The organism is Pseudomonas tohonis, from assembly GCF_012767755.2.
Taxonomy (GTDB): Bacteria; Pseudomonadota; Gammaproteobacteria; order Pseudomonadales; family Pseudomonadaceae; genus Metapseudomonas; species Metapseudomonas tohonis.
This window is the reverse complement of the sequence record NZ_AP023189.1, coordinates 1,722,435-1,733,326: the sequence shown is the minus strand read 5'-3', so window position 1 is coordinate 1,733,326 and position 10,892 is coordinate 1,722,435. Positions and strand designations below refer to the sequence as shown.

Below are 10,892 nucleotides of genomic sequence, written 5' to 3'. Positions count from 1 at the left end.
CCCGCCCCTTAGGCTCTGAACCCTGTTTGACCGCCCTAGCCGCTCGCGCTAAATGCCCTGAAGGCCTGAATAATCGCGGCTGACAGGAAAAGAAGATGTGCCCGATTGCGAGGAGTGCATAAGATTTTTTCGGCATAAACCATGTGAAAAAAATTTCTTAGCTTCTCCAAAAGATGTTCTTAGCTCTGATGTTACAAGCCTGAAACGGTTGAACAGGCGATTTCGCCAAAAAAATGGCGATCCGTAAAAGAGCATCGAACAAGGAGACACCCCCTCATGCGAGCAATGACCCCCCTCTGGAGCAGCATGCTGTTGGCACTCGCCAGCGCTCAGGTCCAGGCCATGAACCTCACCGAGGCTATCCAGAGCACGCTGGATAACCATCCGGAAATCCGCGCCGCATCCAATGCGCGGCTCGTCGCCGACGAAGAGAAGAAGATCGCCAAGGGCGGCTACCTACCGACCGTCGACCTGATAGCCGGCGTGGGCCGTGAAAACACCGACAGCCCGAGCACGCGCGCGTTGGGTGATCACAACACCGAGACGCTGAACTACCGCAACGCCGAGCTGCGCCTGCGGCAGATGCTCTTCGACGGCTTCAACACCCCCAACGAGGTGGGCCGCACCGAGGCGGTGGTCAACTCCCGCGCCTACTACACCCTGGGCACCTCGGAGAGCCTGGCGCTGCGCACCGTCGAGGTGTACCTCGAAGTGCTCAAGCGCCGCGAGATGGTGGCCCTGGCCCGCAACAACCTGCAGTCGCACCAGCGCGTGGGCGACCAGATCAACCTGCGCAGCCAGCGCGGCGTCGGCAGCATGGCCGACTCCGACCAGTCCGCCGCGCGCCTGGCCCTGGCCGAGAACAACCTCTACACCGAGGAAGTGAACCTGGCCGACGCCGAAGCCAACTTCCTCAGCGCCGTCGGTCGCCCCGCCGACGAGCTGGAAACGCCCTCGACCATCCGTGGCGAAATGCCGGCGGACCTGCTCGCCGCCCGCCAGACCATGATGGACAACAACCCCTTCCTGAAATCGGCCCAGGCCGACGTGCAGGCGGCGGAGAAGCAGTACGAGTCGGCCAAGTCGCCGTTCTACCCGCGCTTCGACGCCGAGCTGGCCACCACCGCCGATGACAACGTGCAGGGCGACGAGGGCCACTACAACACCTGGCGGGCCGCCGTGGTGATGAACTACAACCTGTTCAACGGCATGCGCGACAAGGCCCGCCTGCAAGCGGCGGCGCACTCGATCAACCAGTCCATGGACATCCGCAACAACGCCCTGCGCGTGCTCAACGAGAACCTGGCGCTGGCCTGGAACGCGATGGAGAACGCCCGCCTGCAGACCCCCAAGGCGCGTGACTACGCCGACTACACCCAGCGCGTGCGCGAGGCCTACCAGCAGCAGTTCGGCCTCGGTCAGCGCACCCTGCTCGACCTCCTGGACAGTGACAACGAACTCTTCACCGCCAACCGGCGCTACGTCGAGGTGCGCTACACCGAAGAGTTCGCCATGTTCCGCGTGATCTCCGCCATGGGCGACCTGCTGCGCCGGCAGAACGTCGTAGTCCCGGCCGAGGCCATCGCCGCTTCTGAAGTGAAGAGCGAAGCCCGCCTGCCGGAAATGAAGTGACCGCAGTCCCGGAGTAGCAGTAGATGACCACCATGGAAAGGGCGGGTGCCGCCGTCGACCCCCGGCAGAGTCACGACGACCCGCTGCTGGACGGCTTGCTGATCCTGTGCCGGCTGCACGACTGCCCCGCCAGCCGGGGCAGCCTCACCGCCGGCCTGCCGCTGGCCAACCAGCAGCTGACGCCCGACCTGCTGGCCCGTGCCGCTGCACGGGTCGGCCTGCAGGGCCGGCTGCTGCGCCGTGAACTGGGGGCCATCTCTCCGCTCAACCTGCCGGTGCTGCTGTTGTTGAAGGACGGCCGCAGCGCGGTGCTCAACCAGTGGGGCAAGGACGGCCGCGCGCTGATCCTGCCCTGCGAGTCCGACGGCGGCCAGCAATGGATCGACCGCGACCTGCTCGAGGCCGCCTACAGCGGCGAAGCGCTGTTCGCCCGCCCCCGCCATGAGCTGGAGGAGACCCGCGCGCCGCTGGTGCCGCGGGTCACGTCCTGGTTCCGCGACACCCTGCGGCTGTCGCGCTGGCTCTACACCGATGCGGTGCTGGCAAGCCTGCTGATCAACCTGCTGGGCATGCTGGTGCCGCTGTTCGTGATGCAGACCTACGATCGCGTGGTGCCCAACCAGGCCACCTCGACCCTCTGGGTGCTGACCATCGGCCTGCTCATCGGCACCGGCTTCGACCTGCTGCTGCGGGTGCTGCGCGCCCACCTGCTGGACACCGCCGGGAAGAAGACCGACGTGGTGCTCTCGGCCACCCTGTTCGAACGCATCACCGGCATGTCGATGAAGGCGCGACCGACCACCATCGGCGGCTTCGCCCAGAGCATCCACGACTTCCAGGGCCTGCGTGAATTCCTCACCGCGGTGACCCTGACCAGCCTGATCGACCTGCCCTTCTCCATCCTCATGCTGCTGGTGATCGGCCTGCTCGGCGGCTGGCTGGTGGTGATCCCCGTGCTCGCCTTCCCCATCACCGCGATCTTCGCGTGGATCATCCAGGTCCGCCTGCGCGACACCGTGCAGCGCAGCCTGGCCCTGGGGGCGGAGCGCCAGGCCCTGCTGATCGAGACCCTCTCGGGGCTGGAGACGCTCAAGGCCTGCAGCGCCGAGAGCGAACGCCAGCACCGCTGGGAACGCACCCACGGCGCCCTCGCCCGCCTCGACAGCCACGCGCGCTTCCTCTCCGCGCTGGTGACCAACGGCACCCTGTTCCTGCAGCAGTTCGCCGGCCTGGCGATGATCATCGCCGGGGTCTACAGCATCATCGCCGGCAACCTCAGCGTCGGCGCCCTGGTGGCCAGCTACATGCTCAACAGCCGTGTGCTGGCGCCGCTCGGGCAGATCGCCGGGCTGATCACCCGCTACCAGCAGGCGCAGCTGACGATGAAGAGCACCGACTCGCTCATGGGCCTGCCCCAGGAGCGGGAGAACAAGCAGCAGCCGCTGGAGCGCACCCACATCAAGGGCGCCATCGACGTGCGCGGCGTGAGCTTCCGCTACCCGGACCAGGCCGCCCCGGCGCTGGCCAACGTCAGCCTGCGCCTGAACGCCGGCGAGCGGGTCGGCATCATCGGCCGCAGCGGCTCGGGCAAGAGCACCCTGGCGCGCCTGGTGATGAACTTCTACAGCCCCGAGGAAGGCCAGCTGCTGCTCGACGGTATCGACCTGCGCCAGCTGGACGTCGCCGACCTGCGCCACCAGATCGGCTTCGTCACCCACGACATGCCGCTGATCGCCGGCAGCCTGCGCGACAACCTGACCCTGGGGGCGCGCTACGTGAACGACGCACGGATGCTGGAGGTGGCCGAGCTGACCGGCGTCACCGAACTGGCCCGCCAGCACCCCCAGGGCTTCGACCGCCCGGTGGGCGAACGCGGCCAGCTGCTTTCCGGCGGCCAGCGCCAGGCGGTGCTGCTGGCCCGCGCCCTGCTGCTCGACCCGCCCATCCTGCTGCTGGACGAACCCACCAGCGCGATGGACAACACCAGCGAGGACATCCTGCGCAACCGCCTGCACGGCTGGGCACAGGGCAAGACCGTGCTGCTCATCACCCACCGCGCCTCCATGCTCAGCCTGGTGGAGCGCCTGGTGGTGCTCGATGGCGGCCACATCGTCGCCGACGGCCCGAAGGACGCGGTGATCGAAGCCTTGCGCAAGGGCCGCGTCGGCCCGGCGGCCGTCTAGGAGCAGATCATGGAAAACACCCGTTCGGTCCGCGACTACTTCGGCGGCATGGGCAGCAAGCCCGACACCGAATTCATGCCCGAGGTGGACGGCGCGGCGCTGGAGGACTCCCCCACCGGCACGCGCGTCACCGTGTGGGTCGCCTGCACGCTGCTGATCGTCGCCCTGGTCTGGGCCAAGTTCGCCGTGCTGGAGGAAGTCACCACCGGCGAGGGCAAGGCCATCCCCTCCAGCAAGATCCAGGTGATCCAGAACCTGGAGGGCGGCATCGTCTCCGAGATCTTCGTGCGCGAAGGCCAGGTGGTGAGCAAGGGCGATGTGCTGCTGCGCCTGGACGACACCCGCTTCCTCTCCAACAAGGGCGAGACCGAGGCCGACCGCCTGGCGCTGATGGCCCGCGTGCAACGGCTCTCCGCCGAGGCCGAGGACCGCCCCTTCAAGGTGCCGGAGGACATCGCCAAGGCCTCGCCGCAACTGGCCGAGGACGAGATGGCGCTGTACAGCAAGCGCCTGCAGCGCCTGGACAGCGAGCAGCACATCCTCCAGGAGCAACTGCGCCAGAAGCAGCAGGAACTGGCCGAGTTCCGCTCCAAGTCGCAGCAGTACGCCTCCAGCCTGGGGCTGCTGCAACAGGAGCTGAACATGTCCCAGCCGCTGGTGGGCACCGGCGCCATCTCCGAGGTGGAGATCCTGCGCCTGCGCCGCAGCGCGGTGGAGATGCGCGGCGAGCTCAACGGCACCAACCTGGCGATCCCCCGCGCCGAGGCGGCGGTGAAGGAGATCGAGCGGAAGATGGAGGAGAGCAAGCTGTCGTTCCAGTCCGATGCCTTCAAGGAACTCAACGAGGCCCGCACCGAACTGCAGAAGATCACCTCCACCGGCAAGGCCATCGACGACCGCGTCACCCGCACCACCGTGGTGTCCCCGGTGAACGGCATCATCAAGCAGTTGAAGGTCAACACCATCGGCGGCGTGGTGCAGCCGGGCAACGACATGGTGGAAGTGGTGCCGCTGGAGGACAACCTGCTGATCGAGGCGCGCATCCGCCCGCAGGACGTGGCCTTCCTCCACCCGGGGCAGAACGCGATGGTCAAGTTCAGCGCCTACGACTACACCATCTACGGCGGGCTCAAGGCCAAGCTGGAGCTGATCGGCGCCGACACCATCACCGATGACAAGGGCAACAGCTTCTACCTGATCCAGGTGCGCACCGACAAAAGCCACCTGGGCAAGGACGACCACCCGCTGCTGATCATCCCCGGGATGATCGCCACGGTGGACATCATCACCGGCGAGAAGAGCGTGCTCGACTACCTGCTCAAACCGGTGCTCAAGGCCCGCTCGGAAGCCATGCGCGAGCGCTGATCGGCCTCACTGGCCGCGCCGCAGGGCACGGCTCACCTCCAGCTGGCGGGCATAGGCCGGCGACTCCACCGCGTCGAAGTCGCGGCTGTAGCGCCGGGCGAAACCGTCGCTGCCCCATTCCCGGTACTGCTGCACGTGGAACAGCTCGTGGGCCCACAGCGCCACGTCGTGCAGGGCCGCGTCCTGGGTGCGGAAGACGATGATGTCCACCAGGGTCACGGCCTTGATGTCGGGGTTCTGCAGCATGGTGCGGGCGGCGTTCATCTCGTCGCTGTCGCCGACCTTGTAGCGCACCGCATCGAGCAGCTCCGCCGAATACCAGGGCAGCAGGCGCTGGCGTATTTCCGGGGGGATCGGCAACGTCCCCTGCTGCGCCGCCGAATCACGGGAGCGCAGCAACCAGCCCTCCAGCGCCGACGCGGCCACCGCGCCGGCCTGCTCCTGATAGGGCGCCAGCACGCCATTGGGGTCGGGCACGCAGATGCAGCCGCCGAGGCACACCTCGGTCTCGCCTTCGGCACAGGCGAGCGCCAGGTTCGAAGCAGTGGTTACCAACAGGGCCAGCAACAGGGACACGGGCAAGGCGCGGGGCATGGAGGGTTCTCGAAAGGCCAGGCGGCGATGGTGGTGGATCGGCGCCATTGAGACAACGGCAAAAGCCGTTATGCGTCAGGGCGACCTGTTGGAGGCGACCTGTAGGGGCGACTTCAGTCGCCCAGCGGCGCGCAGCGCCGCCGCCCCTGTGGGAGCGAATTCATTCGCGAAGGGCGCCGACTCCACACCCTTCGCGGTTGAAACCGCTCCCACGCCCTTCCGGCGAGTCCCTCAAAGCTCCCGGTAGCGCGGCACCTTCTCCCACTGCATCCACAGCTCGCCTTGCCAATCCAGCAACACCAGCCGGTGGGACTTCCAGTCCAGCATCACCCGCCGTGGCTGCTTGCGGCAGCGTTCGTACTGGTCGCGCAGTGTGGGAATCACGTCGCGGGCAAGCCATTCCTCCAGATGACGGAGCTCGGGGTGACCGAAACGAAGCATGGCCTTGTAGAGGCCTCCTTCGCTGACGAGCTGGACCTCCTCCTCGCTGCCCGTGGCGTAGGCGAAGCGGGCCTTGCGAACCTGATAGGGACGCAGGCGCCGGTGCAGCGCCTGCGGGTGGTGCAGCCCCAGCAGGCGGGCGAAGTCGTAGGCACAGAACCAGGGTTGGTCGTCGATCATCACGCCGCGCAGGGGGCGTTCATTGCGGTAGAAAAAGGTGGGGGTGAGTGCGTCATGCATGGTGTTTCTCCGTTTGCGTTTCCATGCCTCCGCCATCGTCGTCATTCGATGGGTGGAGGATCGCGTGGGGTTGACGAACCGGGCAAACGGAGCCGGCAGACCACGAGTGGTCTCCCCACGCGATCCGCCATTAGATGATGCAGTCCTGAAAACTGCATGCGAGCCGGTTCCCGCCGGAAACGTACGCCGTTTCCCGCAAGCCCCGTAGGCGGCATCGCGCCGTTAGCTTCAGGTCGTCAAACCCGGTCGCAGATTGACCGCGACCGGGCGAACTTAGGGAGGGGGTGGGAGGCGAACAAGGGGTTGCGGCGGGTTTGGGAAATTTCCGTGTGTTGCTTGGGCGGTGGACCCTGTGGGAGCGAATTCATTCGCGATCGAAGGCGCCTCCATGCCCTTCGCGGTTGAAACCGCTCCCACGTCCAGGCCACATCCGCTGTCCGCCCCTGCCGGGTCTTACCCGACCTGCACCACAGCGCCGTACCACCCACGCCCCCGCCCGTTGACGGCTCGGTCGATTCCGGTAGGCTCTGCGCTTTCTTCAAGAGGAGTCCTCCCATGCCCCGCGCAACCGCCCGCCACATCCTGGTTTCCAGCGAAGCCAAGTGCAACGAACTGAAAGCCGCCATCGAAGGGGGCGCCGATTTCGCCCAGGTCGCCAAGGACAACTCCACCTGCCCGTCCAGCCGTGACGGCGGCAACCTCGGTTCCTTCGGCCCGGGCCAGATGGTCCGCGAGTTCGACACCGTGGTCTTCAGCGCCCCGGTCAACGTCGTGCAAGGCCCGGTGAAGACCCAGTTCGGCTACCACCTGGTGGAAGTCACCAGCCGCCAGGACTGATCCCGGTCGAGGGCGTCATCCAAGGTGGCGCCCTGCTCCAACCTCCGCATCACCCCCTCCCCCGCGTCAACTCGACTACCTGCGCAGTCATATCGACCCGAACAAACCAGGTCATAACGACAGCGATAATTTTCAAGCAATTGATTTTACTGAAAATTTTACCTGGCACGCTTCCTGATCCCTGTCATTGCCCCATCACAATGACCCATAAGGAATCGCCTCATGCCTGCACACGAATTCAACGACCGCCTCGCCGTGATCACCGGCGCCAGCTCCGGCATCGGCCTTGCCCTGTGCGAACGCCTGCTCGACACCGGCGCTCGCGTGCTCGCCTTCTCGCGCCAGGGCGGCGGCCTGCCGGACCTGCTGGAGCGCTACCCGCAACGGCTGCACTGGCTGGCGGGCGACGTCACACGGGCCGATGACCTGGCGCGCCTGGCCCGGCGCGCGGCAGAACTGGGGCCGGTGGACTGCCTGGTGCCCAACGCCGGTATCGCCCAGCTCGCCGACGGTCTCGACACGGGCGCCTTCCAGCGCCAGTGGGCGGTGAATGGCGCCGGTGCGCTGGACACCCTCGCCGCACTGCTGCCCCACCTGTCGCGCCCGGCTTCGGTGGTGTTCATCGGCACCTTCCTCTCCAGCGTCACCTTTCCCGGCCTCGCCCCGTACATCGCCAGCAAGTCCGCCCTCAAGGCACAGGCGCGCACCCTGGCGGTCGAGCTGGCGGGGGACGGCGTGCGTATCAACCTCGTCTCCCCCGGCCCGACCGCAACCCCCATCTGGGGCACCCTCGGCCTCGACGACCAGCAGCTCGCCAGCGTCGCCGGCACGGTGAACCAGCGCCTGCTCGACGGACACTTCCTCGACGCCGGCGCGATCGCCGATGCCATCCTCTTCCTCCTCTCCCCCGCCGCACGTGGTATCCACGGCCAGGACCTGGTCGTCGATAACGGCTACACCCTGCGCTGACCCTACCCGCCCCCGCGCCCAGCGGGGGCGCTCCGCAAGCGGCGCCGGCGCCTGCGGCAATCGCACCCCATGTTCGCGCGGCCAGTTCCGCTGCTAGGCTTGCCCATCGACGAAAGGAGGCAGGATGAGCGACCCCAACGAGACGACGCCCAGCGTCTTCCCCTACCTGGAGCTGCTGCACCAGCACGCCGGCTCGGACATGTTCTTCAGCGTCGGCTCGCCCCCGCACATCAAGCTCGAAGGCCATGCCCGCCCCCTGGGTGAGCGCGCCCTGCAACCGGGCGAGGTGCGCCTGCTGGCCAACCAGTTGATGACGCCCGCCCAGCGCGAGGAATTCGAGCGCGAGCTGGAGATGAACCTCGCCATCAGCCTGCCGGGCAGCGGTCGCTTCCGCGCCAACGTCTACCTGCAGCGCGGCGAGGTCTCGATGGTGGTGCGCCTGATCCGCACCGAGATCCCCAGCCTGGAAAGCCTCGGCCTGCCGCCGCTGCTGGAGAAGCTCGCCCTGCAGGACCGTGGGCTGATCCTGGTGGTCGGCGCCGCCGGTTCCGGCAAGTCCACCACCCTCGCGGCCATGCTCGATTACCGCAATGCCCAGCGCAGCGGGCACATCCTCTGCGTCGAGGACCCCATCGAGTTCCTCCACAGCCACCGTCGCTCGATCATCGACCAGCGCGAGGTCGGCCTCGATACCCACAGTTTTTCCGCCGCCCTGCGCAACGTCCTGCGTGAGGCACCGGACGTGATCATGATCGGCGAGATACGCGATGCCGAAACCATGCAACACGCTCTGCACTACGCCGAAACCGGCCACCTGTGCGTGGCCACCCTGCACGGCACCAGCGCCCGCCACGCGGTGGAGCGCATCACCCGCTTCTTCCCCGACGCGGCACGGCGCCAGGTGCTCGGCGACCTGTCGCAGAACCTCCTGGCCATGGTCGGCCAGCGCCTGGTGCCCGGCGTCGACCACAAGCGCGTGGCGGCGATCGAGCTGATGCTGGGCACCCCCCATGTGCGCGACCTGATCCTGCGCGACGAGCTGCACGAACTCAAAGGCGCCATCGAGAACGCCCTGGAAAGCGGCTCCTGCAGCTTCGACCAGAGCCTGTTCACCCTGGTGGAAGCCGGCCGCATCAGCCTGGCGGACGCCTTGAAGTTCGCCGACTCGCGCACCGACCTGGCGCTGAAGATCAAGCTCGAACGCGGCTTCGACCCCCAGGACAGCGAGCGCAAGGTGCTGCGCGACCATTGAGTGGCACGCCATCGTTCGAGCTTCGTCACGAAGATCGGCGATGGTCGGTGTCCCCGCCGCAAACCCTTGCCAAGCGCCGCGCTTGGTGCGAAAACGCTGCACCCCAACGGCGAGCGAGCAGCCATGAGCGAAGAATTGAAGATCGAAGACCTGCACGAAGGCGACGGCAAGGCCGTGGTCAAGGGCGCGTTGATCACCACCCATTACAACGGCTGGCTGGAGGACGGCACCCTGTTCGACTCCTCCATCGAGAAAGGCCGCCCCTTCCAGTGCGTGATCGGCACCGGCCGGGTGATCAAGGGCTGGGACCAGGGCCTGATGGGCATGAGGGTCGGCGGCAAGCGCAAGCTGCAAGTGCCCGCGCACCTGGCCTACGGCGAGCGGCAGGTCGGCAAGATCCCGCCCGGCTCCAACCTGGTGTTCGAGATCGAACTGCTGGAAGTGCTGACCCGGGACGATTGATCCCCCTCACGAGACCACGCCATGCCCCCCGCCCCCTCCCTCGCCGAGGCCGAAGCCCTTTTCGCCCCCTACCTGCAACGCTGGCAGCTGACGCCGGACGGCGAGGCGCTGCTCACCCCCAGCGGCGCGCTGCTGCCGGTGCGCAAGGATGGGCAGGCCGCGATGCTCAAGGTCAGCCAGAACGAGGACGAACGCCTCGGCGCCCAGGTGATGCGGGCCTGGAGGGGTGCAGGCTCGGCGAGGGTGCTGGAGATCGACGGCGATGGCCTGCTGCTGGAGCGCGGCGGCGACCCGCTGATCGCCATGGCCCAGGACGGTGACGACGACCTGGCCACCGCCCTGCTCTGCCGTGCCCTGGCCCGCCTCCACACTTACGACGGCCCCCGGCCCAAAGGGCTGAAGGACCTACACAGCTGGTTCGCCGACCTGGCGCCGGCCGCACGCCGCCACGGCGGCTTCCTCACCGAAGCCGATGCCCTGGCCCGCCAACTGCTGGCCGCACCTTGCGAACAGCGGCTGCTGCACGGCGACCTGCACCACGGCAACCTCCTCGACTTCGGCCCGCGCGGCTGGTTGGCCATCGACCCCAAGGGCCTGGTGGGCGACCGCGCGCTGGACTATGCGGTGATCTTCGCCAACCCCGACCTCTGCGACCCCAGCCGCCCGGTGGGCACCGACCCGGCCCGCTTCCAGCGGCGTCTGGCCATCGTCTGCCGCGAATCCGGCCTGGAACGCCAGCGCCTGCTGCAATGGCTGGTGGCCTGGTGCGGCCTCTCCGCCGCCTGGTTCCTCGACGACGATGACCCAGATGCCGATATCGACCTGGCGGTGGGGGCGTTGGCGCTGGAGGCGCTGGCGACGCAGTAGCGTTTCCGTGCCGGAGATGGGCAGCCCTACGGGCTGCTTGGCGACTGAAG

10 protein-coding genes are annotated in these 10,892 nt (G+C 67.4%); 8 read left to right on the top strand and 2 right to left on the bottom strand.

Translation table 11 applies throughout. The features are described from left to right. The first annotated feature begins 276 nt into the window (after positions 1 to 276). The 3 genes from HSX14_RS08085 to HSX14_RS08075 are packed head-to-tail and all read left to right on the top strand — an operon-like array spanning position 277 to position 5,180. Complete coding sequence (locus tag HSX14_RS08085; protein ID WP_173176534.1) at positions 277 to 1,632, top strand: TolC family outer membrane protein; 1,356 nt, start codon at positions 277 to 279, stop codon at positions 1,630 to 1,632. A 23-nt stretch (positions 1,633 to 1,655) separates the two neighbouring features. After that, complete coding sequence (locus HSX14_RS08080; RefSeq protein ID WP_173176532.1) at positions 1,656 to 3,815, top strand: type I secretion system permease/ATPase; 2,160 nt, start codon at positions 1,656 to 1,658, stop codon at positions 3,813 to 3,815. Between the two features lie 9 nt (positions 3,816 to 3,824). Beyond that, a complete protein-coding gene (locus HSX14_RS08075) occupies positions 3,825 to 5,180 on the top strand; it encodes an HlyD family type I secretion periplasmic adaptor subunit (protein WP_173176530.1) in 1,356 nt (451 codons plus the stop codon). Between the two features lie 6 nt (positions 5,181 to 5,186). On the opposite strand, the gene HSX14_RS08070 is transcribed toward HSX14_RS08075, so the two are convergent. Both HSX14_RS08070 and HSX14_RS08065 read right to left on the bottom strand, forming a co-directional pair. After that, positions 5,187 to 5,774, bottom strand: coding sequence for an eCIS core domain-containing protein (locus HSX14_RS08070; RefSeq protein WP_173176528.1), 588 nt, complete (start codon positions 5,772 to 5,774; stop codon positions 5,187 to 5,189). A 231-nt stretch (positions 5,775 to 6,005) separates the two neighbouring features. Next, positions 6,006 to 6,455, bottom strand: a complete 450-nt coding sequence (locus HSX14_RS08065) for a BRO-N domain-containing protein (protein WP_173176526.1) — start codon at positions 6,453 to 6,455, stop codon at positions 6,006 to 6,008. Between the two features lie 555 nt (positions 6,456 to 7,010). On the opposite strand from HSX14_RS08065, the gene HSX14_RS08060 reads away from it, so the two are divergent. From HSX14_RS08060 to HSX14_RS08040, 5 genes are all read left to right on the top strand, one after another. Continuing rightward, positions 7,011 to 7,292, top strand: coding sequence for a peptidylprolyl isomerase (locus HSX14_RS08060; RefSeq protein ID WP_111264017.1), 282 nt, complete (start codon positions 7,011 to 7,013; stop codon positions 7,290 to 7,292). 222 nt (positions 7,293 to 7,514) lie between these two features. Beyond that, entirely contained in the window at positions 7,515 to 8,261 is a 747-nt protein-coding gene (locus HSX14_RS08055; protein WP_173176524.1) for an SDR family NAD(P)-dependent oxidoreductase, read from the top strand. Between the two features lie 124 nt (positions 8,262 to 8,385). Beyond that, positions 8,386 to 9,513 carry a PilT/PilU family type 4a pilus ATPase gene (locus HSX14_RS08050; RefSeq protein WP_173176522.1) on the top strand — a complete coding sequence of 376 codons (1,128 nt, stop codon included), beginning with the start codon at positions 8,386 to 8,388 and terminating at the stop codon, positions 9,511 to 9,513. 123 nt (positions 9,514 to 9,636) lie between these two features. Further along, positions 9,637 to 9,975, top strand: a complete 339-nt coding sequence (locus tag HSX14_RS08045) for an FKBP-type peptidyl-prolyl cis-trans isomerase (protein ID WP_173176520.1) — start codon at positions 9,637 to 9,639, stop codon at positions 9,973 to 9,975. A 21-nt stretch (positions 9,976 to 9,996) separates the two neighbouring features. Continuing rightward, on the top strand, positions 9,997 to 10,842 hold the full coding sequence (locus HSX14_RS08040; protein WP_173176518.1) for an aminoglycoside phosphotransferase family protein: 846 nt from the start codon (positions 9,997 to 9,999) through the stop codon (positions 10,840 to 10,842). Positions 10,843 to 10,892 lie beyond the last annotated feature (50 nt).